24 protein-coding genes are annotated in these 26,357 nt (G+C 61.7%); 9 read left to right on the forward strand and 15 right to left on the reverse strand.

The annotated features are described in order from the left end of the window. Positions 1–169: 169 nt before the first annotated feature. Both JJD66_RS12035 and JJD66_RS12040 read left to right on the forward strand, forming a co-directional pair. Positions 170–679, forward strand: a complete 510-nt coding sequence (locus JJD66_RS12035) for a GNAT family N-acetyltransferase (RefSeq protein ID WP_200648229.1) — start codon at positions 170–172, stop codon at positions 677–679. Between the two features lie 308 nt (positions 680–987). After that, positions 988–1,482 (forward strand): hypothetical protein, encoded by a 495-nt coding sequence (locus tag JJD66_RS12040; RefSeq protein ID WP_200648230.1) that lies wholly within the window; start codon positions 988–990, stop codon positions 1,480–1,482. A 146-nt stretch (positions 1,483–1,628) separates the two neighbouring features. Here the strand turns inward: JJD66_RS12040 and JJD66_RS12045 are convergent, their stop codons facing one another. Next, complete coding sequence (locus tag JJD66_RS12045; RefSeq protein WP_105226616.1) at positions 1,629–2,822, reverse strand: TPM domain-containing protein; 1,194 nt, start codon at positions 2,820–2,822, stop codon at positions 1,629–1,631. 131 nt (positions 2,823–2,953) lie between these two features. On the opposite strand from JJD66_RS12045, the gene JJD66_RS12050 reads away from it, so the two are divergent. Together JJD66_RS12050 and JJD66_RS12055 are read left to right on the forward strand one after the other, a co-directional pair. Then, complete coding sequence (locus JJD66_RS12050) at positions 2,954–3,769, forward strand: alpha/beta fold hydrolase (protein WP_198716269.1); 816 nt, start codon at positions 2,954–2,956, stop codon at positions 3,767–3,769. Further along, positions 3,759–4,895 carry a PAS domain-containing sensor histidine kinase gene (locus JJD66_RS12055; RefSeq protein WP_034125767.1) on the forward strand — a complete coding sequence of 379 codons (1,137 nt, stop codon included), beginning with the start codon at positions 3,759–3,761 and terminating at the stop codon, positions 4,893–4,895. Before JJD66_RS12050 ends, JJD66_RS12055 begins: the two co-directional genes overlap by 11 nt. Here the strand turns inward: JJD66_RS12055 and dapF are convergent. After that, entirely contained in the window at positions 4,892–5,695 is an 804-nt protein-coding gene (dapF, locus tag JJD66_RS12060) for a diaminopimelate epimerase (RefSeq protein ID WP_200648231.1), read from the reverse strand. The two genes, JJD66_RS12055 and dapF, sit on opposite strands and share 4 nt — an antisense overlap. A gap of 161 nt (positions 5,696–5,856) precedes the next feature. Between dapF and JJD66_RS12065 the strand changes: the two genes are divergently transcribed. Further along, positions 5,857–6,354 (forward strand): AAA family ATPase, encoded by a 498-nt coding sequence (locus tag JJD66_RS12065; protein ID WP_200648232.1) that lies wholly within the window; start codon positions 5,857–5,859, stop codon positions 6,352–6,354. Between the two features lie 107 nt (positions 6,355–6,461). Here the strand turns inward: JJD66_RS12065 and JJD66_RS12070 are convergent, their stop codons facing one another. Genes JJD66_RS12070 through JJD66_RS12080 form a run of 3 tightly spaced genes read right to left on the reverse strand, consistent with a single transcriptional unit; the run spans position 6,462 to position 8,717 of the window. Next, the gene (locus tag JJD66_RS12070) at positions 6,462–6,872 is read right to left on the reverse strand and encodes an SRPBCC family protein (protein WP_200648233.1); all 411 of its coding nucleotides are present in this window, start codon (positions 6,870–6,872) and stop codon (positions 6,462–6,464) included. Between the two features lie 25 nt (positions 6,873–6,897). Next, positions 6,898–7,695 carry an SDR family NAD(P)-dependent oxidoreductase gene (locus JJD66_RS12075; protein ID WP_060763740.1) on the reverse strand — a complete coding sequence of 266 codons (798 nt, stop codon included), beginning with the start codon at positions 7,693–7,695 and terminating at the stop codon, positions 6,898–6,900. A gap of 11 nt (positions 7,696–7,706) precedes the next feature. After that, positions 7,707–8,717, reverse strand: coding sequence for an aldo/keto reductase (locus JJD66_RS12080; protein WP_200648234.1), 1,011 nt, complete (start codon positions 8,715–8,717; stop codon positions 7,707–7,709). Between the two features lie 112 nt (positions 8,718–8,829). Here JJD66_RS12080 and JJD66_RS12085 point away from each other — a divergent pair, with 112 nt between their 5' ends. After that, entirely contained in the window at positions 8,830–9,726 is an 897-nt protein-coding gene (locus JJD66_RS12085; protein ID WP_198716263.1) for a LysR substrate-binding domain-containing protein, read from the forward strand. 154 nt (positions 9,727–9,880) lie between these two features. Here JJD66_RS12085 and JJD66_RS12090 read toward each other — a convergent pair whose 3' ends face one another. The 3 genes from JJD66_RS12090 to JJD66_RS12100 are packed head-to-tail and all read right to left on the reverse strand — an operon-like array spanning position 9,881 to position 13,642. Continuing rightward, a complete protein-coding gene (locus JJD66_RS12090; protein WP_200648235.1) occupies positions 9,881–11,173 on the reverse strand; it encodes an NAD(P)/FAD-dependent oxidoreductase in 1,293 nt (430 codons plus the stop codon). Beyond that, a complete protein-coding gene (locus JJD66_RS12095) occupies positions 11,170–12,258 on the reverse strand; it encodes a polyamine ABC transporter substrate-binding protein (RefSeq protein WP_200648236.1) in 1,089 nt (362 codons plus the stop codon). Before JJD66_RS12095 ends, JJD66_RS12090 begins: the two co-directional genes overlap by 4 nt. A 25-nt stretch (positions 12,259–12,283) precedes the next feature. Beyond that, a complete protein-coding gene (locus tag JJD66_RS12100; protein ID WP_105229128.1) occupies positions 12,284–13,642 on the reverse strand; it encodes a glutamine synthetase family protein in 1,359 nt (452 codons plus the stop codon). A 137-nt stretch (positions 13,643–13,779) separates the two neighbouring features. Here JJD66_RS12100 and JJD66_RS12105 point away from each other — a divergent pair, with 137 nt between their 5' ends. Next, positions 13,780–14,676 carry a helix-turn-helix domain-containing protein gene (locus JJD66_RS12105; protein ID WP_200648237.1) on the forward strand — a complete coding sequence of 299 codons (897 nt, stop codon included), beginning with the start codon at positions 13,780–13,782 and terminating at the stop codon, positions 14,674–14,676. A 59-nt stretch (positions 14,677–14,735) separates the two neighbouring features. On the opposite strand, the gene JJD66_RS12110 is transcribed toward JJD66_RS12105, so the two are convergent. The 3 genes from JJD66_RS12110 to JJD66_RS12120 are packed head-to-tail and all read right to left on the reverse strand — an operon-like array spanning position 14,736 to position 17,870. Beyond that, complete coding sequence (locus JJD66_RS12110; protein ID WP_200648238.1) at positions 14,736–15,839, reverse strand: acetoin dehydrogenase dihydrolipoyllysine-residue acetyltransferase subunit; 1,104 nt, start codon at positions 15,837–15,839, stop codon at positions 14,736–14,738. Continuing rightward, complete coding sequence (locus tag JJD66_RS12115) at positions 15,836–16,855, reverse strand: alpha-ketoacid dehydrogenase subunit beta (protein WP_200648239.1); 1,020 nt, start codon at positions 16,853–16,855, stop codon at positions 15,836–15,838. The genes JJD66_RS12110 and JJD66_RS12115 overlap by 4 nt, the downstream gene beginning before the upstream one ends. A 37-nt stretch (positions 16,856–16,892) precedes the next feature. Further along, positions 16,893–17,870, reverse strand: a complete 978-nt coding sequence (locus tag JJD66_RS12120; protein ID WP_200648240.1) for a thiamine pyrophosphate-dependent dehydrogenase E1 component subunit alpha — start codon at positions 17,868–17,870, stop codon at positions 16,893–16,895. A 307-nt stretch (positions 17,871–18,177) separates the two neighbouring features. On the opposite strand from JJD66_RS12120, the gene JJD66_RS12125 reads away from it, so the two are divergent. Beyond that, a complete protein-coding gene (locus JJD66_RS12125) occupies positions 18,178–20,040 on the forward strand; it encodes a sigma-54-dependent Fis family transcriptional regulator (RefSeq protein ID WP_200648241.1) in 1,863 nt (620 codons plus the stop codon). Positions 20,041–20,082: 42 nt separating this feature from the next. On the opposite strand, the gene JJD66_RS12130 is transcribed toward JJD66_RS12125, so the two are convergent. Further along, entirely contained in the window at positions 20,083–20,862 is a 780-nt protein-coding gene (locus JJD66_RS12130) for an acetoin reductase (RefSeq protein ID WP_200648242.1), read from the reverse strand. 191 nt (positions 20,863–21,053) lie between these two features. Between JJD66_RS12130 and JJD66_RS12135 the strand changes: the two genes are divergently transcribed. Beyond that, the gene (locus tag JJD66_RS12135) at positions 21,054–23,216 is read left to right on the forward strand and encodes a TonB-dependent siderophore receptor (RefSeq protein WP_200648243.1); all 2,163 of its coding nucleotides are present in this window, start codon (positions 21,054–21,056) and stop codon (positions 23,214–23,216) included. Positions 23,217–23,344: 128 nt separating this feature from the next. On the opposite strand, the gene JJD66_RS12140 is transcribed toward JJD66_RS12135, so the two are convergent. From JJD66_RS12140 to JJD66_RS12150, 3 genes are all read right to left on the reverse strand, one after another. After that, on the reverse strand, positions 23,345–23,782 hold the full coding sequence (locus tag JJD66_RS12140; RefSeq protein WP_200648244.1) for a carboxymuconolactone decarboxylase family protein: 438 nt from the start codon (positions 23,780–23,782) through the stop codon (positions 23,345–23,347). A 93-nt stretch (positions 23,783–23,875) separates the two neighbouring features. Then, positions 23,876–25,321: a mechanosensitive ion channel family protein gene (locus JJD66_RS12145; RefSeq protein WP_034125785.1), complete on the reverse strand. Its 1,446-nt coding sequence runs from the start codon at positions 25,319–25,321 to the stop codon at positions 23,876–23,878. A gap of 166 nt (positions 25,322–25,487) precedes the next feature. Beyond that, positions 25,488–26,354, reverse strand: a complete 867-nt coding sequence (locus tag JJD66_RS12150; protein WP_105226600.1) for a pirin family protein — start codon at positions 26,352–26,354, stop codon at positions 25,488–25,490. Positions 26,355–26,357: the final 3 nt, after the last annotated feature.

Below are 26,357 nucleotides of genomic sequence, written 5' to 3' on the forward strand. Positions count from 1 at the left end.
ACTCTTGGTCGCGCCTGCCCTACCCGTTACAACGTGTAGGCGCGCGTTATCGTTGACGTTTTTCGCGAGCAAGCTCGCTCCTACAAGGGGTGATGAATGGCCGTGCGGTGCCATAGGCCCGATGTTTCTCTATGATGTGGCCTTTCACTGAACATCCCTGGAACCGCCCATGCCCACTCTCACCCTGCGCAACGCCCTGCCCACCGACGCCGCACGCTGCTTTCACATTGAAACCACCGCTTACGAAGGCGACGAAGCCGCAACGCTTGAAAAGATCGCCACGCGCATCGCGCAGTATCCCGAGGGATTTCTGATCCTGGAGGAAGATGGCGCAGTGGTGGGGTTCATCAACTCGGGCTGTGCCCATGAGGTGGTAATGTCGGACGAGGCCTTCAAGGAGTTGGTGGGCCATGACGCCGAGGCGCCGAATGTGGTGATTATGTCGGTGGTGGTCGACCCGGCCCATCAAGGCAAAGGCTATGCAAAAAAACTGATGACCGCGTTCGTGCAGCGCATGGGAACACTGGGCAAGCAGACGATTCATCTAATGTGCAAGCAACAGCATGTGCCGTTGTACACCCGCATGGGCTACACCTACGTGCGCCCTTCGCCGTCGGATCACGGTGGGATGGCGTGGCATGAAATGGTGATGGCGTTGAAAGCCACACCGTCGCAGTAGTGATTGTGTGTTGCAAGGCATGAAACTGCCGAAAAGCCGTGCAGGGAACGAATGCTTTTCAACAGGTAAAAATCCTGGATTTGTCTGTGCTGTCTGACGTCAAGCCTGACGCTGCAAAGCGTTATCTCAGACTGTGCCTACAGCAACTTCTCCCGCTGTATGAGCTAACCACACAGGGGTTTCACACGCTTACATTCACGCGAAACAGGCCACATTGAGTGAAGGTTCCGGGCGCTGTAGCCTGCGAAACACCCCGCCAGGACCCTGCCCCGGCGGGGCATCTTCCTGGCTATCACAGAGGTGCAATCGTGTCTTCAATCAGTGGCTTCACCCCATCCATCCCGACCCATCAACCTGTTGACGCAAGCAAGATCGATAACGATAAACCCAGGTACAACCCCTTGGAAGAAAACAGGCTTGGCGACGAGGCAGAAGTGTCCGATGGCAAGTGCAGCTGGAAGAGCGTCGGCGACGAATATCGGGCCTACGCCAATCGCAATCGGTTTGATCGCCTCTTCCTGCCTTCGGACAAAAAGGTCATCGACGACGCGCAGTTCCACCCTCTTCCCCATCGGTTTGATCAGATCTTCCTGCCTTCTGACAAAAAGGTCATCGACGACGCGCAGATCCACCCTCTTCCCCGTCGGTTTGATCACCTCTGCCTGCCTTCGGACCAAAAGGTCACCCACGACGCGCAGATCCACCCTCTTCCCCATCGGTTTGATCACGGTTACCTGCCTGCGGACCAAAAGGTCATCGACGACGCTCTGAGCGTCGCCAATCGCGCGCCCATAGATTCCTAAATCAAATCCGACGGCAAGGGCGGTTGGGTCAAGGCGTAACAGTGCGACCGACTGTTTGCTATTCAAGCCGTTGCGCCTCCCCATGGTATTGCCAAACACGCGCTTGCCATGGGTGGGGTGCGAAAGCGTGGGCATCCGCCAGCGAGTCACCAACTGCCGGAAGCCCCACCACCGCCACTGGAACCACCACCACCGGACGAGCTGCTGCTAGAACTGCTGGAACTTGAACCGGAGCCACCGCCCGAGCCAGATCCAGCCCCCTCGCCAACCTTGCCAAAGATAATCAGCGCGACAAACGATGCGATAGGAAACGCCAGCAGCCAGCCGTCGCGGCCGCCGTCAATCACCCATCCTGCCACCACGTACACCACTACCGCCGCCAGCAGCCGCACGATAAAACCGGCGCGGCTGGTGCGCCATGTCTCTCTCATGATCAGCAGCAGTACCAGGTACAACCCCAGCACCACCAAGACGCCCAATGGCCACAGCAGCCAATGGATGAAACTGACATCCACGTACTGGTTTGCCATAACCAACCCGAGGCTGTAAGCCAGCAGCCCGATCACACAGTAAAACAGCGTACGCACCTGCCACAGCGCGCCGAATATCGCGCCGCCTATCAACAGCGTCAGCGGCATGACAAACAGGAACATCGGCCACTCCAAACCGCCCGCCAGCAGCGTCAACAACAGCGTGGCCGCCACGGCGGCGATCAGCGCCTTGCGCCAATGCAGCTTGCCGGCTGCAATCGCCACGCCGCCCAAGCCGCCCAGGATAAGCGCCGCCAGCAATGCGATGAATTGGGGGTTGATCCCGGCTCCCGCCAGTTGCGGCAGGTCACCGCCGTCCACCAGCACGGTCAGGGCGTCCACCCCCTGTTGCACACCGCCGGCAAAATCGCCCTGGCGAAACGCCGGGGTGATCTGTTCTTCAATAATACGATGGGCCAGCAGGTCAGTGACGATGCCTTCCAGGCCGTAGCCCACCTCGATACGTACCTTGCGGTCGTCCTTGGCCACCACCAGCAGGATGCCGTCGTTGACGTCCTTGCGTCCCAGTTTCCAGGCACGAAACAGCTGGTTGGCGTAGCCTTCGATATCGGCGCTGCCGGTGGTTGGCACCAGCAATACCGCCACTTGCGCGCCTTTGCGTTGTTCAAGGTCAGCCAGTTGTTGCTTGAGGCGCTGGGCGGTGCCCGAGTCGAGGGTGTTTGTCAGGTCAATGACCCGCTGATCAAGGGCTACCCCAATCGGCGAGGTGTCCGCATGAGCGGTGATCAACAGGCTGGAAAATACCAGGGCCAGTAGGCTGAACACCGAGTGCCGCACAAGCACGATCATGTATGGTTACCTGAAGTCTGTCCCTGAAGGCGCCGACTTTACCTTATCTGCGTGCAAACGCGTGACCCGGGGCCTGCGACTATCTAAACTGCCGATTAGCTGCATAGCAATAAGCCATCTACGGGACGCCCATGGACCTAAGTCACCGCAACAATGTACATGTGATGGGCAACGGTCCCTCGACCCTGGTGTTTTCCCACGGTTTTGGTTGCAACCAGGCCATGTGGAATGCCTTGGCACCGCACTTTTTCGACCGCTTTCGCGTGGTGCTGTATGACCTGGTCGGCGCCGGCATGTCGGACTTGAGTGCGTTCGACAAAGCCAAATACAGCCGCCTGGATGGCTATGCCCATGACCTGAACGAGATTATCGACGCCTACGCCCAAGGCCCGGTGATTCTGGTGGGCCACTCGGTCAGCGCGATGATCGGCACCCTCGCCGACCGTTTCATCCCGCAGCGCATTGCCGCGCACGTGATGATTGGCCCATCGCCGCGCTATATCGATACCGAAGAATATGTCGGCGGTTTCAAGCGCGACGACATCGACGACCTGCTCGACACCCTCGACAGCAACTACCTCGGCTGGTCCAGCGCCATGGCCCCGGTGATCATGGGCGCCCCGACGCAGCCGCACCTGAGCGAGGCGCTCACCGACAGCTTCTGTCGCACCGAGCCGGACATCGCCAAGCAGTTCGCCCGCGTGACCTTCCTGTCGGATAACCGCCAGGATGTGTTCGGCCTGACCACCCCGGTGCTGATCCTGCAATCGACCGACGACCTGATCGCCCCCGTGGCCGTGGGTGAATACCTGCACACCGTATTACCTAACAGCACTTATTGCCTGGTCGAGAATGTCGGCCATTGCCCGCATATGAGCGCCCCTCAGGCGTGTGCCGCGGCGATGGACCGGTTCCTGGCCCCTTGGGCGGCTGCCGATGCCCGTTGACCCGCTGTTTGACAGCGCGGCCTGTGCCCTGGCGGTGACCCAGGAAGATGGCACGATCCTGCACGTCAACCCACGCTTGTGCGATTGGCTGGGCTTCACGGCGGCCCAACTGCTGGGCCGGCGTTTCCAGGACCTGCTGGCCATGGGCGGGCGGATTTTCTACCAGACGCACCTGGCGCCAATGCTGCGCATGCACGGCAGCGTCACCGAGGTGAAACTCGACATCCGCCATTGCAACGGGCACAAAGTCACGGTCTTGCTCAATGCCAACCAGCGCCAGCAGCCGGACGGCGTGGTGTATGACCTGGCGCTGTTCGGCACCACCGACCGTGACAAGTACGAGCGCGAACTGCTCAATGCGCGCAAGCAGGCCGAAGCCCTGCTGCAGGAAAAAACCGCCACGGAACTGGCCCTGCAACAGGCCCAGGCCGAGCTGAGCGAGGCCTACGCCATTGCCCAGCGCCGGGCGTTGTTTGCCGAACAGATGGTGGCGATTGTCAGCCACGACCTGAAAAACCCTCTGACGGCGATCCGCATGGCCGCCGACTTTCTCCAGCGCGGCGAGCGCACGGCCAAGGAGCGCCAGCTACTGGGGCACATCGGCCAGTCTTCCGAACGCGCCCATCGCATGATCGCCGACCTGCTGGACTTCACCCAGGCCCGGGTCGGCCAGGGCATTACCATCAAGCCGCAACCGCTGGACCTGCATGGCGTTATTCATCGCAGCGTCGACGAACTGCGGGTGGCCTTCCCCAAGGCCACGCTGGTGCATCACGCCGAGGGCCAGGGCGACGCCTGCCTGGACGCCGACCGTGTGCAACAGATGATCGGTAACCTGGTGGCCAACAGCGTGGCCTATGGCGATTTGCTGCAGCCGATTACCATCACCTCACGCCTGGGCGACAACACCTGCGCGGTTGCGGTGCACAACCACGGCCCGGCGATTCCCCAAACACTGCTGGCCGGGTTGTTCGAACCCATGACCCGCGGCACCGACCAAGGCAGCGACGTGCGTAGCGTAGGCCTGGGCCTGTATATCGTGCGCGAACTGGCCAAAGTACATGGCGGCGACGTGGCGGTGAGTTCCTGTGCGAGTGCCGGCACCACCTTTACCGTGAAGTTCTAGTCCAGGTACGCGGCGCCCTGCATGATCGGCTCGACACGGCCGGTCAATATCACGCCGCCCTGCCCGTCCCATTGCACCGTGACCGCGCCACCGTCGCACTGGACTTCCACACGCTCATCGAGCAGCCCTCGCCGGATGCCGTTGACGACCGCCCCGCAACAGCATGAGCCGGACCCCAGCGGCACACCGCCGCCACGCTCCCAGATACGCAGGCGGATATGGCCGCGGTCCAGCACTTGCACGAAATGCACATTGGTCCTGGCCGGAAACAGCGGGTGAACTTCCAGGGTCGAGCCTATGGCCTCAATATCGAGCCCAGTCACATCCTCTACAAAAAACGTGCAATGCGGGTTGCCCATGCTGCACGCTGCCGGCTGGCCGTCGATAGGCAACACGCAGGTGTCCATCGCCTTGGCCAAGGGTACCGACGCCCAGCCCAGCGAGGGTGCGCCCATGTCCACCGACACCCGCTGCCCATCAGCACGTGTGCATGTCAGCAAACCGCGGTCGCTAAGCAGCACAATGGCCTCGGCACCTGCCTCATGCATCAGGCGATCGGCCACGCCACGAGTCGCGCTGCCGCAGGTTTGCAGGCGTGTTCCGTCGGGGTTCCAGAACTGAACGCGCGCGGCGGCCTGCTCACAGTCGAGCACTACCGCCAGTTGATTGAAACCGATGCCGGTGCGGCGGTTACCCAGGTGGCGGGCAATCTGCGCATTAATGGGGTTATCCTCGCCACGGCGGTCGATGATAATGAAGTCATCGCCGTGGGCGTGCATCTTCACGAACGGCAGGGTCATGGGCGCTCCTGTGGGTGAAATGAGTCACGCGGTTCTAATACCACTGTAGGAGCGAGCTTGCTCGCGAAAAACTCACAGGCACCGCGTTTATCCAGGCAGTACGCGTTTTTGTTGGCGTTTTTCGCGAGCAAGCTCGCTCCTACATATGGGGTTGATGGGTCATGCTTATTGTATTCAGCGGCTTGCCGGGCAGTGGCAAGACCACGATTGCCAGGGAGCTGGCGCGACAGTTGGGCGCGGTTTACCTGCGTATTGATGTGATTGAGCAGGCGCTGCGGGAGTCTGCGGTGTTGGCGGGCGATGTGGGGGCCAGTGGCTACGGTGTGGCGAATGCGCTGGCGCTGAGTAACCTGCGCGTGGGACAGCGGGTGATCGCCGATTGTGTGAACCCGGTGAAGGAAAGCCGCGATGCCTGGCAAGCGGTGGCGACAGCGGCCGGCGTGGCACTGATCAATATCGAGGTAGTGTGTACCGATCAGCAGGCGCATCGGCGCCGAGTCGAAGGGCGTGTGGGCGATATTCCGGGGCTGGTGCCACCGACCTGGGAATCGGTACAGGTACATGAGTATGAACGTTGGGAGGCACCACCGTTCAGGCTGGATACGGCGCAGATGACGCCGGCAGAGGCTGTCGCGGCAGCCTTGCTCCATATAGGCTAAACCCCACCTGTGGCGAGGGAGCTTGCTCCCGCTGGGGCGCGAAGCGGCCCCGCTCTTTGTGGGACTGCTACGCAGTCCAGCGGGAGCAAGCTCCGTCGCCACAATCTTTAGAAGTTACCGCGCAGCGCCTCAAGCCCGCCTTCGTAAATACCGGCAAACAATTCCTCGACTTGCTCATCGGTGGTACCCGCTGCCGGCGTGAACACGCCGGACCAGGTCACTTTCGCCGAGGTTTCCGTCAGCGCTTCAACCTGCAAGGTCGCCAAGTACGCACTCACCGGAAACGGCGAAGCGTCAATGGTGTAGCTGTAGGTACGGCCCACGTTGTCGAAGGTCTGCAAACGCTCGACAATCGTGCCGCCGTCAGCGGTGGTCAGGTGACGCACACGGCCACCCTCGCTCGGCTCGCTCTTGGCAATCAAAGGCAGCCAGTCGGGCAGGCTGTTGAAGCCGCCAATCAGTTGCCAGACCTGGTCGGCCGACACCGCAATTTCAATCACAGAAGACGCTGTTGCCACGATCAATACTCCAGTCAGGAAAAAATCAGATTGCCATGCTGTCGACAACGCCGCCGTCGACCCGCAGCGCGGCACCGGTCGTCGCCGAAGACAGCGGTGAAGCAATGTACGCCACCAGGTTCGCCACTTCATCCACATTGGCCGCACGCTGGATGATCGAGGTGGGCCGCGCATGGCGCACAAACACATCTGCTTCGTCTCGGGCACTGCGCCCGGATTCGGCCGTGGCGTCCTTGAGCATGTGTTCCAGGCCATCGGTAAAGGTCGGCCCCGGCAAGATAGCATTCACCGTCACCCCAGTACCCGCCAGGCGCTTGGCCAAGCCGTGGGACACCGCCAGGTTGGCGCTTTTGGTCACTCCGTAGTTGATCATGTCGGCCGGCGTCGCCACGCCGGATTCGGACGACACGAAGATCACCCGGCCCCAGCCCTGCTCGACCATACCCGGCACATAATGCCGCGCCAGGCGCACGCCGGAGATCACATTGACCTCATAGAAGCGCGCCCACTCACTGTCCGGCGCGTCGAAGAAATCCACCGCGTCGAAGATGCCCAGGTTGTTGACCAGAATGTCGGCGCGGGGTTCGGCGGCGAAGAGTTTCTGTGCGCCTTCAACCGTCCCGAGGTCGGCCACTAAACCACGCAGTTGAGCAGCGGGAACCGCCTGGCGAATGCTCGCCAAGGCGTCATCCACCTTACCTGCATCACGCCCGATCACCACCACCGTGGCGCCGGATTGCGCCAGGGCCTGGCTGATGCCCAGGCCGATACCGGCGGTGCTGCCGCTGACAATAGCCACTTTGCCGCTTACATCAATCTTCATGCTCAAGCTCCTTAACGTGAGAGAGGCAAAGGTGCACGGTCCGAGATCAAGCGGGCCTCGCGTAACGCTTGCCAGAAGGCTGCTGGAATCTGTTCAGACAACGCCGCGACGTCTTCGGCAATCCGCCCCGGACGACTGGCACCGGGAATCACCGCCGCCACCGCCGGATGCGCCAGTGAGAACTGTAGCGCAGCGGCCTTGATACTGACGCCAAACGTCTGGGCAATTGCCTTGATCTGCTCGACCTTGGCAATAATCGCCGGGCTGGCTTGCTGGTATTCAAAGTGCGCACCGCCAGCGAGGATGCCGGAGCTGTACGGGCCACCGACAACGATCTCCACCTGCTGGGCGTGGGCCGCGTCCATCAGGCGCTGCAAGGCGCGGTCGTGATCCAGCAGCGTGTAGCGCCCCGCCAGCAGAAAACCGTCAGGCTGGGCTTCGGTCAGGTCCAGGGTCAATTCGCAAGGCTCGACACGATTGACGCCCAGCCCCCACGCCTTGATCACACCTTGCTCGCGCAAACGGGTGAGTACTTTGAAGGCGCCAGTGCGGGCCTGGTTGAAGTATTCCAGCCATTGGTCGCCGTAGAAATCCTGGGCGATGTCGTGAACCCACACGATGTCCAGGCGATCGGTTTGCAGGCGTGTCAGGCTGTCTTCAATGGAGCGCAGCGTGGCGTCGGCACTGTAGTCATTGAGTATTTTATTCGGGCGGCCGTGTTCGAATACGCCGCTTTTTTCGCCAAGGTCACGGGCGGTTTCTTCGACTTTATCCAGAATCACCCGGCCGACCTTGGTGCTGAGCACGTAGTCATCGCGGTGATAGTTGGACAGGGCCTGGCCCAAGCGGATTTCCGACAGGCCCGAGCCGTAGAACGGCGCAGTATCGAAGTAACGCACGCCCTGGCTCCAGGCGGCCTCGACGGTGGCCTGGGCTTCTTCTTCGGGGATAGCGCGAAACATATTGCCCAAGGGGGCGGTGCCAAAGCCCAGTACGCCGGGCAGTGTGTCTTTCAAGCTCATGGTGGTTCCTCAATCGGTGCGAGGTCGCTGTGACCGTTGAGCAAATGCTAGATTGCACTGATCAGACCGTCCAAGACATACTGCGACCAACTTGAGTCCTTGCAGGTCTTACATGATTGATCTACGCCAGTTGCGCTACTTCGAAGTGGTAGCCGAAGAAGAACACGTCGGCCGCGCCGCCGAGCGCTTGCACATTTCCCAATCGCCCCTGAGCCGGCAGATCGCCCAGCTCGAGGAACGCCTGGGCCTTACCCTGTTCGAACGCAGCCAGCAGCGTATCCGCTTGACCCGCGACGGCCAGACTTTCCTGGCCGAAACCAAGGCACTGCTGACCCACGCCAACCGCCTGGAGTCCCTGGGCAAGCGCCTGGGCCGCGGCGAAGAAGGCGGTTTGTGCATCGGTTATATAGAGAACGCCATGCATGCCGGTGTCTTGCCCAATGCTTTGCGCATACTGCGCGACGACCGGCCCGCCGTGCATATCAAGCTGTATAACCTGCCCTCTCTGGAACAACTCGAAGGTTTGCGCCAACGCAGCCTGGACATCGCCCTGGTGAGCGAACCACCTGCCGCCGACGACCCGGACCTGACCGCCTGGCAAATCCTCGATGACCCGATGCTACTGGCCCTGCCTGAACAGCATCCGCTGGCTCAACACCCTGAACTGTTGCCCGAACACCTGGCCGACCAACAATGGATCGGCGTGCAGCGCAAACCTGGCGCCAACCCGGCCGATGATTTCGTCGCCGCCTGCATCCGCGCCGGTTTCACCCCGCAGATCCCCATGGAGGCCAGCGAGCCCTTTACTGCATTGGGCCTGGTCGCGTCGGGGCTAGGGGTGGCGATGGTGCAAAAGGGCCTGAGCCGCAACGCTCCACCGGGCGTGGTATTGCGCGAACTGCCGTGGCTGGCCTACACCACACCGCTGTGGGCGGCCTGGCACCGCGTCAACTTGAGGCCGTTGGTGGAAACCTTTCGCAAAGTGCTGACCGAACCTGAGGCTATCTGACTGACGTCCCACAGGGTGTCTATGCCGGGTGATGACTTTGTGCGCAACGCAGAACCAGTGTGGGAGCTGGCTTGCCTGCGATAGCGGTGGTTCAGTTGAAGATTCAGTGACTGACACACCGCCTTCGCGAGCAAACCCGCTCCCACATTGGATCTCAGAGTGCTTCGCGCAACCGATACCACAACATCCCCAACGCCAGCAGTGGCGAGCGCAGCGCCTTGCCACCGGGAAAGGTCATGTGCGGCACCTGGCTGAAAATATCCAGGCCCTGGCTTGCACCCGCGTGTATCCCTTCGGCCAGCAACCGTGCGCACCAGTGCGTCACGTTCAAGCCGTGACCGGAATAGCCTTGGGCATAGAACACGTTGGGGTACTGCTTGAGGCGCCCGACCTGGGGAAAACGGTTGGCGGTAATGCCGATCTTGCCGCCCCACTGGAATTCGATAGCCGTGTTGGCCAACTGCGGGAACACCTTGAGCATTTTCGGGCGCATGTATGCGGCGATGTCCTGGGGGTCGCGCCCCGAGTAGTGGCAGGCGCCACCGAACAACAGACGCCGGTCGGCGGTCAGCCGGTAGTAATCCAGGCCGACTTTCTGGTCGCACAGCGCCAGGTTCTGTGGGATCAACTGCTGGGCTACAGGCTCAGGCAGTGGCTCGGTGGCAATGATGTAGCTGCCCGCCGGCAGTACCTTGCCGCTCAAGCGCGGCTCCAGCTCTTCAAGATGGGCATTGCATGCCAGCACCAGGTTGGCTGCGCGCACGCTGCCGCCTGTGCAGCGCACCTGCACCGTCTCGCCATGGATCAGCTCCAGCACCGGGCTGTGTTCAAAGATACGCACCCCAAGGGCCTCGGCCGCCTGCGCTTCACCCAATACCAGGTTAAGCGGATGCAGATGCCCGGAACCCCTGTCGACCAGGCCGCCGGCATACGCCGTAGAGCCCACCACCTGTGCCATGTCTTGCGGGCCGACCAGCCGCGTTTCATGGGCGTACCCCATGGCCGCCAGGTGCGCCTGTTCGCCCTTGAACGCCGCGAACTGCGCCGGAGTATTGGCGAGTTCGCAAAAACCCCAGCGCAGGTCGCATTCGATGCCGTGCTCGGCAATGCGCTGGCCCACCAGAGCGACCGAGTCAATACCGGCACGCTCCAGGTAACGCACGCCCTCCTCGCCCACGTATTTGGCAAACCCAGAAACATCATGGCCAATGCCACGGATCAATTGCCCACCGTTGCGCCCGCTGGCGCCCCAACCGATGCGGCGCGCCTCCAGCAGGATCACCGAAAGCCCGCGCTGGGCCAGTTCGATGGCGGTGTTGACCCCGGTAAAGCCGCCGCCGATCACACACACATCGGCGCTCAGGTCTGCCTCAAGTGCGGGCCGCTGCGCCATGGCATTCGCCGAAGCGCGGTAATAGGACGGGGCGTGTTCATTGGGCTGCATCATCGGTTGGACTTCACTTTGCTCCAGGCGCGGGTCATCACGCGCATGGTCGCCGGCGTAGGCGTGGTGGAGATATAGAGTTTGTCGAGTACGTCCTGGGGCGGGTACACCTCAGGATTGTTCACCAACTCCGCAGGCATGAACGGCTTGGCGGCCGGGTTGGCGTTGGCATAGCCCACCGAGGTGCTGACCTTGGCAATCACATCAGGCTCAAGCAGGTCGTTGATGAACGCATGAGCTTGTTTGGGGTTGCTCGCGTCGGCCGGAATCGCCAACAGGTCGAACCACAGGTTGGAGCCTTCCTTGGGAATCGAGTACGCAATGTTCACCCCGTTCTTGGCTTCCTTGGCGCGGTTGGCGGCCTGGAACACATCGCCGGAATAACCGAAGGCCACGCAGATATTGCCGTTGGCCAGGTCCGAGATGTACTTGGAAGAGTGGAAATAGGTGATGTACGGCCGCAGCGTCAGCAGCTTGGCTTCGGCCTGCTTGTAGTCCTCGGCATTCTCGCTGCGTGGGTCCTTGCCCATGTAGTTGAGGATCGCCGGGAACAGCTCATCCGCTGAATCGAGGAAGGCCACGCCGCACTCATGCAGCTTCTTGATATTTTCCGGTTCAAACAGCACCGCCCACGAATCAATGCGGTCGATACCCAGCACTTGTTTGACCTTGTCGACGTTGTAGCCAATGCCATTGGTGCCCCACAGGTATGGCACCGAGTGAGCATTACCGGGGTCGTTCTGTTCCAGTAACTTCAGCAGCTTGGGGTCCAGGTTCTTGAAGTTGGGCAACTGCGCACGGTCAAGCTTGAGGAACGCACCGGCCTTCACCTGGCGTGCCAGGAAATGGTTGGACGGCACCACCACGTCATACCCGGTGCGCCCGGCGAGCAACTTGCCCTCCAGGGTTTCGTTGGAGTCGAACACATCGTAGATCACCTTGATGCCGGTCTTGGCCTGGAAGTCCGCCAAGATGGTCTCACCAATGTAATCGGTCCAGTTGTAGACACTCACCGTCGGCGCCGCCTGGCCGGCACTGCTGAACGCCGCGACCAGGGCCAGTGGAAGAAGCTTGTTCACAAGACGCATATCGTCACCCCTCTTACGCTTGTTTTCAGACGCTCAACAGCAGGAACTCACGCTCCCACGAACTGATCACCCGCTTGAAATTCTCATGCTCGGCACGCTTGACCGCGACATAGCCGCGCACGAACTTCTCCCCCAGGTACTGCTTGACCGTGTCGCAATCCTCCATGCGCGCCAGCGCATCTTCGAGGGTGAACGGCAGGCGCAGGTTGCGGCGTTCATAGGCGCGGCCTTCCACCGGGGCACTGGGTTCGATGTGCTCGATCATGCCCAGGTAGCCACACAACAAGCTGGCAGCAATCGCCAGGTAAGGATTGGCATCGGCGCCCGGCAGGCGGTTTTCCACACGCATCGCCTCCGGGCTGGAAGTGGGTACGCGCAAGCCGACGGTGCGGTTCTCTTCGCCCCATTCGACGTTGACCGGCGCCGAGGTATCGGGCAGGAAGCGGCGGAACGAGTTCACATTGGGCGCGAACATCGGCAACAGCTTGGGGATGTACTTCTGCAAGCCGCCGATGTGATGCAGGAACAACGGGCTCATGGCGCCATCGGCATCGACAAACACCGGTTTGCCGGTCGCAATCTCCACCACGCTCTGGTGCAAATGCATGGCGCTGCCTGGCTCATCGGCCACTGGCTTGGCCATGAAGGTGGCGGCCACGTTGTGCTTGAGCGCGGCCTCGCGCAAGGTGCGCTTGAACACCGTGATCTGGTCGGCCAGGTCCAGGGCGTCGCCGTGGCGGAAGTTGATTTCCATCTGCGCCGGGCCGTCTTCGTGGATCAGCGTATCCAGGTCCAGGCCCTGGGCTTCGCACCAGTCATAGACATCTTCGAACAGCGGGTCGAATTCGTTGGCCGCATCGATAGAGAACGACTGGCGGCCGGTTTCGGCACGGCCGGAACGGCCAATCGGGGTTTTCAACGGCAGGTCCGGATCTTCGCAGCGCTGGGTCAGGTAGAACTCCATTTCCGGCGCGACAATCGGCTGCCAGCCTTGGTCGGTGTAGAGCTGCAGGACTTTCTTCAACACATTGCGCGGCGACAGCTCGATGGGGTTGCCCTGCTTGTCGAAGGTGTCGTGGATCACGATGGCGGTGGGTTCGATGGCCCACGGCACCACGTAAGTGGCGTTGGCGACCGGGCGGCAGATCATGTCGATATCGGCCGGGTCCAGCAGGTCGTAGTAGATATCGTCGTCGACAAAGTCCCCGGTTACCGTTTGCAGCAACACACTTTCCGGCAGGCGCATGCCTCGCTCATGCAGGAACTTGTTGGTGGGTGCGATCTTGCCGCGTGCGATGCCAGTCAAGTCACTGATCACGCATTCGACTTCGGTAATCTTGTGTTCTTTCAGCCAGGTGGACAGCTGATCGAAGGGGGCGTTCATAAGGACCTCGTCTTGGGTGGGGTGCGACGCCGGCTTGTACTCCCAGCGCATTGAGGTCTATCTTGGGCCAGCCTTGAAACGGCATCTATCCACTTTGCACGCGGCACAACGCACCAATAGAGTGCGCACGGATCACCATGACACAGGCAACCGCTTTGCGCGTACAGGCCTTCGCCACCGGCGATGTGGCCGCCCAATGCAGTGCGACACCCGGCTGGGTGCAGCAGTACCAGCAGATGTCCCCCGGGCATTTTGCCGGGCGGGTGCGCTACCTCGACCTGCACGGGGTGCAGGTGTACGAAGAGTGCATGAACACCCGGGTGGAGCAGCATTTCAACGCACCTGCCGGCGCCCTGGCGTTTTGTTTCGACGCCAGTGACAACGCGCTGTACCTGCTCAATGGCGAAAGCCGCAACACCTGGATCACCCCGGTAAACTACCGCGAAGTGGCCGTGGTGTTCGGCGCGCAGTTCGTCCAGCGCCAGGGCCTGGATATAGCCAAACTCGAAGGCTTGTTCATGGCACCGCTGACCTGTCGGCAAAATGCGCTGTTCACTCGCTGGCTGAGCGGCACCCTTACGCGCCTGTCGGCACTGACCGACTCCATCAGCCGCGAGGCCCTCACCCAGCAACTACTCGACGACTGCCTGTTTATCCTCGATAACGCCTGTGTGTGCCTGGACGGCAGTTCATTGCAAAAGCGCAATGAAGAACGCCAATTGATGGCGCGCATCGGCGAATGGGCGGCGGATGCACCGGATGAAACCGCCAACCTGTTGGAACTGGCGCAGATTGCGGGTGTACCGTTGCGCCAATTGCAGCAAGGGTTCAAGACCTACACGGGGATGAGCCCGGCGCAGTGGTTAAGGTTGCGTCGGTTGAACGGGGCGCGGCGTGAGTTGCTGAGCACGACCGACACCACGGTGGCCGAGGTCGCGATGAATTGGTCGTTCTGGCATTTGGGGCGGTTTTCAAACAGCTATCGGGCGCTTTTTCAGGAGCTGCCCAGCGAAACCCTGAAACGCTCCAGCTGAAAAAACACGCTTGACCTTGTGGGAGGGACAGGCCAAACCGTCCCTCCCTTGAACCTCAATCAGGGCTGCGCGTTCAAAAAGGTGGAGATCAGTTGATTGACCTGCTCCGCCGCCTCCAACTGCACCATATGCCCCTGCCCCGGCAATACATGCACCTGAGCCTGCAGCCCTTGGGCGTGGCTTGCCGGGATGATCGCATCGTCACTGCCCCAGATCACCAGGCTCGGCTGGCGGCCCACCTCGTTGCGAAGATCCAGCATCTGCCGCCCGCCATCGAACAGCTTGTGATCGAGCTGGCGCAACGCTTGATCCACCCCTTCCAGGCGCTTGAATTTGAGCATGTCCTCCAGCATCTGCCGCGTCACCAGCGCAGGGTTACTGAACAGTTGAGTCAATGGCGGCTTGAGCGCGTTACGGTTGTTGGCTTCGACAAAACCTCGCAGGTAATCGCCGTTGATATCGGCACCCAGACCGGCGCTGGCGATCAAGGTGATGGAGGCGATACGTGCAGGCGCCAGGCTGGCGACGGTGAGGGTCACCAGCCCACCCATGGAGTGGCCGGCCAAATGCACACGGTCGAGCGCCAGGTGGTCGAGCAATGCCAGTACGGCGTGACTGAGTTCGGCAGCGTCTCCCGTTTGCAGAGACTTGCCCGACTCCCCGTGCCCCGGCAGGTCCAGGGCAATCACCCGGCGTTCGGCGGCCAGGGCCGGTTGATTGAACAGCCAGTTGTTCAGATCGCCCCCGAAGCCGTGCACCAACACCAGCGGCGTGCCGCCCTCACCGATGTCCAGATAACGCAGCAAGCGCCCGCCTACCTCGACTTTGTGTGCGCTGGGGCCGGCCTCTTCGGCTTCGGCGGCACTGGAGACGAACCCGGCGTTGAAGCTTTCGATCACACTATCGATCTGAGCCTCTGTCGCCTCGCCCTCCACCACAATTCCCAGTAGAGCGCCCACCGGCAGGGTTTCATCACTGAGCGCCAGTACCCGACGCAGCACGCCGCTAAAAGGCGCCTCGACACTGCTGGAGATCTTGTCGGTCTCCACGTCCAGCACTTCCTCGCCCTTTTCCACTCGGTCGCCGGGTTGTTTGAGCCAGACATCGATGCGGCCCTCGGTCATCGACAGGCCCCATTTGGGCATGGTCAGGGTATGAATCATGCGACGGTCCTCTTGTCGGCAATCTTCATCACGGCGGCCTCGATCTTCGCGGCGTTGGGGATGTACAGGTCTTCCAGTGCATCGGAAAACGGCACCGGGGTGTGCGGCGCGGTGACCATCTCGATGGGAGCGCGCAGGAAAGCGAACCCCCGCTGGGCCACCAGGGCACTGATGTCGGTGGCGACCGAGCAGCGCGGGTTGGATTCGTCGATCACCACCAGGCGCCCGGTTTTCTCGACGCTTTCAAGGATGCTGTCTTCATCCAGCGGGCTGGTGGTGCGCAGGTCCAGCACTTCACAATCAATGCCTTGACGCGCCAGGTTGGCCGCAGCCTCCAGGGCGATATGCAGCATGCGGCCGTAGGTCACCAGCGTCACATCCTTGCCCTCACGCACAAAGTTGGCTTCGCCAAACGGGACCGTGTACAGCTCTTGCGGTACGTCGCCCTGCATGCCGTAGAGCATTTTGTGCTCCAGGAAAATCACCGGGTCATTGTCGCGGATTGCCTGGATCAACATGCCCTTGGCGTCGTAGGGCGTGGCCGGGCATACCACCTTGAGGCCGGGGATATGCGTCCACATGGAGGTGAGCATTTGCGAATGCTGGGCAGCCGCCCGCAAACCGGCACCGTACATGGCACGGATCACCAGCGGTGTAGTGGTTTTGCCACCAAACATATAGCGGAACTTGGCAGCCTGGTTGAGCAGTTGGTCCAGGCAGCAGCCGATGAAGTCGACAAACATCAATTCGCACACTGGGCGCATGCCACGGGTAGCGGCGCCCACCGCCATGCCCACGTAGCCGACCTCAGACAACGGTGCGTCCAGCACGCGCCCGGGAAATTGCGGGTGCAAGCCCTTGGTCACGCCGAGCACGCCGCCCCATGCGTCCTGCTCACCGGGGGAACCGGTGCCACCGGCCACATCCTGACCGATGATAAATACGCTCTGGTCACGGCCCATCTCTTGGGCCAAGGCCTCATTGATCGCCTGCTGATAGCTGATTTTACGAGCCATTAGATTCTCTCCACGTCTTGTTTTTATAGGGTTGGTATCAGCGGTAGGCCACGTAAACGTCGCTTAGCAGGTCGGCGGCCTGGGGCTTGGGATCGGTTTTGGCCAGGCGTACGGCGTCTTCGATCAACTGCGCCACTTCACCGTCGATGCGCTCGAACTGCGCTGCGTCCAGCCAGCCTTCGGCATTGCAGCGCTGACGGAACAAGGCCAGGCAATCGGCGCTTTCGCGCAGGTTTTTCACTTCGTCAGCGCCGCGATAGGTTTGCGCATCGCCCTCGAAGTGCCCGTAGAAACGGCTGAGCTTGACCTCGACCAGCGTTGGCCCGTCGCCTTGGCGCGCCCGCTCCACAGCAACGCCGAGCGCTTCATGCACCGCGAAAAAATCATTGCCGTCGACGATCACCCCCGGCATACCAAACCCGGCGGCGCGCTCGGCGATGTCTTTGCATGCCACCGACCAACCGGCGCCAGTGGCCTCGGCATAACCGTTGTTTTCGGCGACAAACAGACACGGCAGCTGCATGATCGACGCCAGGTTCATCGCTTCGAACACGGCACCTTCGTTGGAGCCACCGTCGCCAAAAAATGCCACTGCCACGCCCTGGCTCCCCTTGAGCTTGGCAGCCAGCCCCGCCCCCGCGGCCAACGGTGCGCCGGCACCGACAATGCCGTTGGCGCCGAGCATGCCTTTCTCCTGGTCGGCGATGTGCATGGAGCCGCCTTTGCCGCCGCACACGCCGGTTTTCTTGCCATAGATTTCGGCCATCATGCCGAACACGTCGACGCCCTTGGCGATGCAGTGTCCGTGGCCGCGGTGATTGGACGCGATGCAATCATCGTCATTGAGATGCGCCATGACGCCAGCGGCGCAGGCTTCCTGGCCGGCATACAGATGAACGAAACCGGGGATCTCGCCGGTGGCGAACTCCACATGCAGGCGTTCTTCGAAATCGCGGATGGTGCGCATCACGGTGTAGGCATGCAGTAACTGATCGGTGCACAGGTGGGTGGACATCTTGTTGTTCTCCAGGTTGTCTCGACGCACAAAAGACTGGCTGCGGCCAGTGCCAAGCTGTTCAGCACAGCTTGTGCCAACCGTCGAAAAAACCTGGCAAAGCCTTGATCCAGAGCCCTGCCACACAGCGATGCCCAGGCAAGTGGTCGGCTAAATGTGAGACGCAACCACGCAGTTCGACCCTTGAGTCTCAGCGGCATGAGACGCAGCGTCTCAATGCAGGCGCCGGTCAGGGTGCTCTTGTCCGTGGGCGCACATGCGCGCTTAATGACACGCATAACAACAAAGCTTGAGAACCGGAGGCTTTATGCTCGCCATGAACTCCAGGGAGCATGTCGACTGTGTCAGCCGCGTGGTCCGCAATGCCGAGCGCCTGCCCCAGGCGCCCGTGCCGTCGCTGATCTTCGATTCGTGGCGACGGTCCATGGAGCAACACCGCCTGGACCCCGGCTCCCTGCAAGGTCCACGTATCCTCAGCGAACCCTTGCTCAAGGAATGCCGCGAGCGCGCCGAGCTGTTCATGCGCATCGCCGGCGAAGAAGTCGCACAGTTGCACCATCGCGTGCGCCATGCCGACTACTGCGTGATGCTCACCGACGCCCAGGGCCAGACCATCGATCACCGTGTCGATGCGAACATTCGCACCGACTGCCGCAAGGCCGGCCTTTACCTGGGCACCTGCTGGTCGGAAGCCGAGGAAGGCACCTGCGGCGTGGCCACGGTGCTGACCAGTAAAACAGCGGTGACGGTGCACAAGCGTGATCACTTTCGCGCAGCGTTTATCGGCCTGACGTGTTCCGCCGCGCCCATCTTCGATCCGCAGGGCCACCTGCTGGGCGTGTTGGATGTCTCGGCGCTCAAGTCGCCGGATGACCGCGGCAGCCAGCACCTGATACGGCAGATGGTGGCGCAGAGCGCCCAGGCCATCGAAAACGCTTTTTTCATGCACAGCGCCCGGCAGCACTGGGTGTTACAAGCCCATAGCACTCCAGGCTTTGTCGACAGCCAACCCGACCTGCTGCTGGCCTGGGACCAGGACGGACGTCTGCACGCCTTGAACAGCAAGGCGCGTCAAGCCCTGCGCTTGCGCTTTGGCCAGCTGCCTGAGCATATCGGCGAAGTGTTCGACGTGGATGCATTGCATGCAGCCACTGATCAGTCAACCCGGCAGTTGCACTGGCTGGGCAAGCCCGACGCGGTACACGTGAGGGTCAATGCACCCCGACGCCCCTCGGTTCGGGCGCTGCCAGAGACTCAAGTCGACCCGCGGATCCAGGAGCACCTGCGCTTGGCTGCGCGGGTCAAGGACCGCAACCTGCCCGTGCTGGTGCAAGGTGAAACCGGCGTCGGCAAAGAAGTCTTCGCCCGCCAGTTGCATGAGCACAGCGCGCGCCGGGACGGGCCGTTTGTGGCGGTGAACTGCGCGGCGATTCCGGAAAGCCTGATTGAAAGCGAGCTGTTCGGCTATTCCCCCGGTGCCTTCACCGGAGCCTCCAGCAAAGGCATGAGCGGGCTGCTACTGCAAGCCGACGGCGGTACGTTGTTCCTCGACGAAATCGGCGATATGCCGCTGGCGTTGCAGACACGGTTGCTGCGGGTGCTGGCCGAGGGTGAAGTCGCGCCATTGGGCGCAGCGAAAACCCGCGTGGTGAACATTCAGGTGATCTGCGCCAGCCACCGCGATTTGGCGGCGCTGGTCAGCGCGGGCCGATTCCGTGAAGACCTGTACTTTCGCCTGGGTTGTGCGCGCTTCTGCCTGCCACCGTTGCGCGAACGCACCGATAAGCTGGCCCTGATCAACCGGCTGTTGGAGCAAGAGGCGCGTAACAGCGGCGTGTCGTTGGGCATCGGCCAGGCCGCACTGCAATTGCTGCTGGGTTATGCGTGGCCGGGCAATGTGCGGCAACTGCGGCATGTGCTGGCGTATGCCTGTGCGGTGTGCGAAGGCACTACGCTGCAAGTGGCGGATTTGCCGATTGATATCCGGGGCGAGCAGCCTCAAGGGCTGGCCGAACAGAGCGCCAGCCCCGAGCGTCAAATGGTTCTGGATGCGTTGATTCGCCATCGCTGGAAACCCTCACCTGCGGCACAGGCCCTGGGGATTTCAAGGGCAACCCTGTACCGACGCGTGAACCAGCTGGGTATTGATATGCCCGGCAAAACCCACTGATACAAGGGGTCGACTCCCACGCAGGCGAGTCGACCCACGCTGTCAGCGGTAGACCAGGCCACCGTCGATCAGCGGCGCCTGCCCGGTCATATAGTCTGCGTCCGGGCCTGCCAGAAATGCCACAAACCCCGCCACATCCTCCGGCGTTTGCGCACGGCCCAAGGCAATCCCATCCACGTACTGCTTGTAGGTTGCCCCCACCTGCGCCCCGGTAATCTCGGCCATGCGCTTGTCGATCTCAACCCACATATCGGTGCCCACCACACCGGGGCAATAGGCGTTTACCGTAATCCCCGCGCTCGCCAGTTCCTTGGCCGCCGCCTGGGTCAAGGCGCGCACCGCGAATTTGCTCGCCGAGTAGACCCCTAACAGCGCAAAGGCTTCATGCCCTGCGATTGAACAAGCATTGATGATTTTGCCCTTCTGCTTGAGCGCCTTGAACATGTTGGCGGCCGCCTGGATCCCCCAAAGCACGCCCTTGACGTTGATATCCAGGGTGCGCTCGACCTGCTGCGGGCTGACATCGAGCAATGAGTCGATCTGCGCCACTCCGGCGTTATTGACGATGATGTCGAATCCGCCCAGCGTCTGGTGGGCATGCTCGACCGCAGCCGTCACCTGTTCGCGCCTGGATACATCAGCGATGAACACAGAGGCTTTGCGGCCGGTGGCGACGATTTCGGCGGCCACGGCGTTGAGCTTGGCGCCGTCAATGTCCACCAACGCGACATCGGCGCCGTCCTGTGCAAGGCGCATGGCAATAGCTCGGCCTATGCCCTGCCCGGCGCCGGTGACCAGCGCGACTTTACCTGCGATACCCATGACAATCTCCTGAAACGATGAGGGGAGCCTTGTCTATCGCAAGCCGGCGCCTGGCTGTCGAGCCGCAACAGGATCGGCATCGGAGCTGAGACGGGTTGTCTCGCCGTGCGAACCTTGCGCGAAAGCTTGTAAAAGGCCGCGCTTATGCCTAGCTTAGGCGCCCCCCGCCCAGCGCTTTAAGGCCTTTACCCATGGTTTTGCGTTTTCGCCCCGTCGTCACTTCACGTTTCGCCCTCGGCCTGTTGCTCAGTGGCGGCATCGGCAGCAGCCTGGCCGCCGAGATCGAGTTGCCGACGGTAAAGGTCCAGGGCCAGGATGAGTCGGGCTACCGCAGTGAAACCGCGTCGGTGGGCGGCTTTGATGAAGCGCCGCTGTTGGACACCCCCGCCTCGATCACCGTGATCAACGCCGCGCTGATCAAGGACCAGCAGGCACGCTTGCTCAGTGAAGTGCTGCGCAACGATGCCTCGGTTGGCGACAGTTATGCGCCTATCGGTTATTACGAGAATTTCGTGGTGCGTGGCTTTTCGCTGAACGCGGCCAGCAGTTACAAGATCAATGGGCGCACCATTACCGGCGAGCAGAACGTCGCGCTGGAAAACAAGCAGCAGGTGGAAGTGCTCAAGGGCCTGGCGGGTTTGCAGAGCGGCATTTCCGAGCCCAGTGGCGTGATCAACTACGTGACCAAACGCCCCCAGGATGTGCGCTCGGTGACGGTGTCCACCGATGATCGCGGCAGTGGTTACATCGCCACCGATGTCGGCGGCTGGTTTGGCAGCGAGCAGCAGTTCGGCCTGCGCGCCAACGTCGCCCATGAAGACCTCAATTCCTATGTGGAACACGCCAACGGCCAGCGCGATTTCGTGTCCCTGGCCTTTGACTGGAACATCAGCCCCGACGCCGTGCTGCAACTGGACGCCGAGTACCAGAACAAGCAACAGCGTTCGGTACCGGGGTATCAACTGTTGGGGGGCACCGAAGTGCCCCACGGCGCTTCACCGAAGAAGCTGCTGGGGCACCAGACCGGCGGCAAGCAGGTGGGGATTGATTCACTGAACCTCAACGGCAAGTTTGAATACCGTTTCAGCGATCAGTGGAAAGGCAGTGTCAGCGCAGCGCGTAGCAAGGTGGTGATTGATGACTACAGTTCGTTTGCCTGGGGTTGCTATGGTTCGGCCAGTTGCAGTTCCGCAAGCGTGCCGAACTACTTCAGCCCCGAAGGCAACTACGACGTCTACGATTACCGCAGCCCGGACGACACTCGCCGCGACGATGAAATCCAGGCGGCCATGACCGGCCTCTTCGACACCGCCGGCATCGGCCATGAACTGACCTTTGGCAGCAGCGCGTTTCGCCGGGTGATCGACAAACGCAAGTCGGTCAACGAATTCATCGGCACCGCCAATATCAACGAAGAGGTGCCGAGCTTTCCCCCGACCGACAAGCCGTTGAACGACAGCCACCGCAACCTCGACAGCCGCCAGTACGGGCTGTTCGTCACCGACCGCATCCGCTTCAACGAGCACTGGCAAACCATCCTCGGTGGCCGTGAAGTGCGCCTGGACGAAAAAGCCTTCGACAGCGTCACCGGCAACCAGACGCGCCACACCCAACAGTACGTGTTCCTGCCCCAGGCCTCGTTGATCTACAAGCCGGTGGACAACGTTTCGCTGTACACCAGCTACAGCAAGGGCCTGTCCCTGGGCGGCACCGCGCCGTGGTTTGCAAACAATGCCGATGAAACACTCGCTCCCACCGTCTCGCGCCAGATCGAAGCCGGGGTGAAATACGACTGGCGCCGTATCAGCTTCGCCGCCGCCGTATTCCAGACGCGCCAGGCTTACCAGTACGCCAAGCCCGAAGGTGACACGTTCAACTACGTGCAGCAGGGCCAGCAAAAAAACACCGGCATTGAATTGTCCGCCAACGGCTGGGCCACCGACCGTCTGCAGATCGCCACCAGCGTGGCCGCGATCCGAGCGCGGGTGAGCGGCAGCGGCACGCCGGAATACGAAGGCCACCAGGCAATCAACGTGCCCAAGCTGCGCGCCAGCGTGTACGCCGACTATGCCCTGCCCTGGGTCAACGGCCTGGCGGTATTGGGCGGCGTGCAATACAGCGCCAAGAAGTCTGCCAATCGCACCGGCAACGTAGAAGTGGGCGACTACGCGGTGGTCAACGTCGGTAGCCGCTACACCACCAAGGTCGATGGCTACGAGACCGTGTTTCGCCTGAGCGTCGATAACCTGTTCGACAAGCGCTACTGGCGCGACGCGGGCGAGTATATGGGCGATGACTACCTGTTCCAGGGCGCACCGTTGACGGCGCGCCTGAGTGCTTCAGTAAATTTCTGAACCTGCGACTCTGTGGCGAGGGAGCTTGCTCCCGCTGGGGTGCGAAGCGCCCCCAAAAAACCGGCTCCAGCTTCGCTGTCGAGCGGGAGCAAGCTCCCTCGCCACAAAAAGCAGCAACTCTCCGATCGTTACTTGGGCATCTTGCGAAAGCCCACCGCCAGGCGGTTCCAGCTGTTGATGGTGGCGATGGCGACGCTCAGGTCGACTTGTTCCTGTGGGCTGAACTCCGCAGCCAGGGCGTTGAAGTCTTCGTCGGGGGTGTGGGTCTGGCTGAGCAAGGTCAGGCTTTCGGCCCAGGCCAGGGCAGCACGCTCGCGCGGCGTGAAGAACGGGGTTTCACGCCAGGCCGACACGGTGTACAGGCGCCGCTCGGTTTCACCGCCCTTGCGTGCATCGGCGGTGTGCATGTCCAGGCAGAACGCGCAGCCGTTGATTTGCGAGACGCGCAGGCGCACCAGCTCCAGCAGTGGCAGTTCAATGGAGAGTTTGCCGACCGCCGCTTCCAGGGCGAGCATAGCTTTCATGGCGTCTGGGGAAGCGGTGTAGAAATCGGTACGGGTTTGCATGGTGTTGCTCCAGGACAGTGGGATTGGTGAGCAGGTTAGTCACCCCGGCGTCCTGGAGAAATAGCCAATCCGGGCGAAGAACAGGTGACCAATCTACAGGCCACGGTTCCTCAGCCATTGGATGAAGCCCTTCTTGACCGGTACCACGGGCGCGTCTTCGGTCAGGGCCTGGGCGGCATGGCGGCGGAAGTCCAGCAGCGCCTTCATGGCTTCGCCGATATCATGCCGGGCGTCCAGGCACGGCTTGAGGTATTCATTTTCGATGCGGTAGAGCGTGCAGTAGGTCTTGGCCGAAAAATCCGCCAGCGCCGCCTGGTCGGAGAGGATGCCGGACTCACCGATCACCTCCCCAGGGCCCATGCGCCCAGCCTCGAACTTGTGCCCGTCCTTGATCAACAGCACCGAGACCACGCCGGACTCGATGATGAACAGGTGATCGCTGACCTCCCCCGCCGCCAGGATCATCTCACCGGCGCGGTAGGTGTGCAGGGTCATGTTCTGGCTGAAGGTGTCTTTTTCTTCCTGACGCAAAGTGGAGAAGATCGACGAGCGCTCCAGCAATGCCCGGGCGCCAGACACCGCAGGCGGCGTGCTGCCTTCGGTGGCGGACAACAGCCCCACGCCCGCCGCCTGCAAATGCCGGTAGGCCAGGTCGTAAAGCTGGTTGCGGGTTTCGCGCTTGAGGCCCATGGCCGGCACGAAGCCGCTGATCTCATATTCCACGCCACTGCCGGTGGACGCCTTGAACGCGACGCTGGGCGCCGGCTGGGCCAGCAACGGCCGGCAGCCCTGCATCGCACGCTCCAGCGCTTCGATCACGGTTTGCGGGCGCGCATGGGGGCTGACTTGCAGGCTGACCGCCAGGCCGAACATGTCCGCCGGGCGCGAGAAGTTGATGATCTTGGCCTTGGCCGCCAGGGAGTTGGGGATCACCGCCAGGCTGCCCTGGGAGGTTTGCAGGCGCGTGGCGCGCCAGTCGATGTCGGTGACGCGGCCTTCGGTGCCGTCGATGGAGATCCAGTCATCGATCTGGTAAGGCTTGGTGGTATTGAGGACGATCCCGGAAAACACATCGCTCAGGGTGCTTTGCAAGGCCAGGCCGACGATGATCGCCACGGCACCGGAGGTGGCCAGCACGCCCTTGACCGGCAGGTCGAGCACGTAGGCCATGGCGGCGATGATCGCGATCAGGAAAATCACTGCGCCCATCAGGTCCTGCAACAAACGCCCGGTATGGCCGACCCGCTGCATCATCACCGCGCCGAGCAACACCGTGAGCGTGCGCGCCGCAAACAGCCACCAGCCGATCTGCAACGCCGTGGCGGCCAGATGCAAGGTGGTGTCATCGGCATAGGGCGCCGCTTGCATGGGGTTCATGCCGTCGTTGAACAACACGGCACTGAATACCGCGAAAATCACCAGCCGCGCTGCGAGTTTCCAGTTGGCCAGGTTGGGGGAAATAAGGCGCCACACGGCGATGTCGATCAGGATCAACGCCACGGCGCACAGCATCGGGTGATCAGCGATAAATGAGGGCATCCAGGCGACTCCAGGGCGAATGCCGAGAAGATCGCATGAAATCAGAACCCTGGAAACAAAATGTAGGAGCTGGCTTGCCTGCGATGCAAACACCGCGGTGTATCAGCTACACCAGGGTGATGCTATCGCAGGCAAGCCAGCTCCCACAGGCGGCTGCGGTGAACCGTCAGGCGTGCATCTGCCCGAATTTGCCCGACTGGAAGTCGGCAAATGCCTGGTGAATCTCCTGCTCGGTGTTCATCACGAACGGACCGTGGCCGACGATGGGCTCGTCGATGGGTTCGCCGCTGAGCAGCAGCACCTTGGCGTCGTCGTTGGACTCCAGGGTCAGTTGCTTACCGTCGCGCTCGAACAGCGCCAATTGCCCCTGGCGTGCGACCTCGTCGCCGTTGATCAACAACGTGCCGCTGAGCACCACCAAGGCGGTGTTACGCCCGGCGTGCAGGTCCAGCGTGACCGCTTTACCGGCGTTGAGGCGCAAGTCCCATACGTCTATCGGCGTGAAGGTGCGGGCCGGGCCTTGAGTACCGGCAAATTCCCCGGCAATCAGGCGCAGGTGACCGGCGTCGTTTGCCAATGGCAGCACCGGAATGTCGCCATCGACGATGGTCTGGTAACCGGCATCCGCCATTTTGTCCTTGGCCGGCAGGTTGACCCACAGTTGCACCATCTCCAGTGCGCCGCCACTACGGGCGAAGTCTTGGGAGTGAAACTCTTCGTGCAGGATCCCTTTGGCTGCGGTCATCCATTGCACATCGCCCGGGCCGATTTTGCCGCCGGCACCGGTGGAATCGCGGTGCTCGACTTCGCCGTCGTAGACGATGGTCACGGTTTCAAAACCGCGATGCGGATGCTGGCCAACGCCGCGACGTTGTTCAGTCGGGGTGAATTCGGCTGGACCTGCGTGATCCAGCAACAGGAATGGGCTGATGTGCTTGCCCATGGTGTCGTAGGAAAACAGCGTGCGTACAGGGAAGCCGTCGCCGACCCAGTGGGCGCGGGGGCTGGTGTAGATACCAATCAGCTTTTTCATGGT

The sequence above is a fragment of the Pseudomonas sp. MF6751 genome, from assembly GCF_016613265.1.
GTDB lineage: Bacteria > Pseudomonadota > Gammaproteobacteria > Pseudomonadales > Pseudomonadaceae > Aquipseudomonas > Aquipseudomonas fluorescens_BV.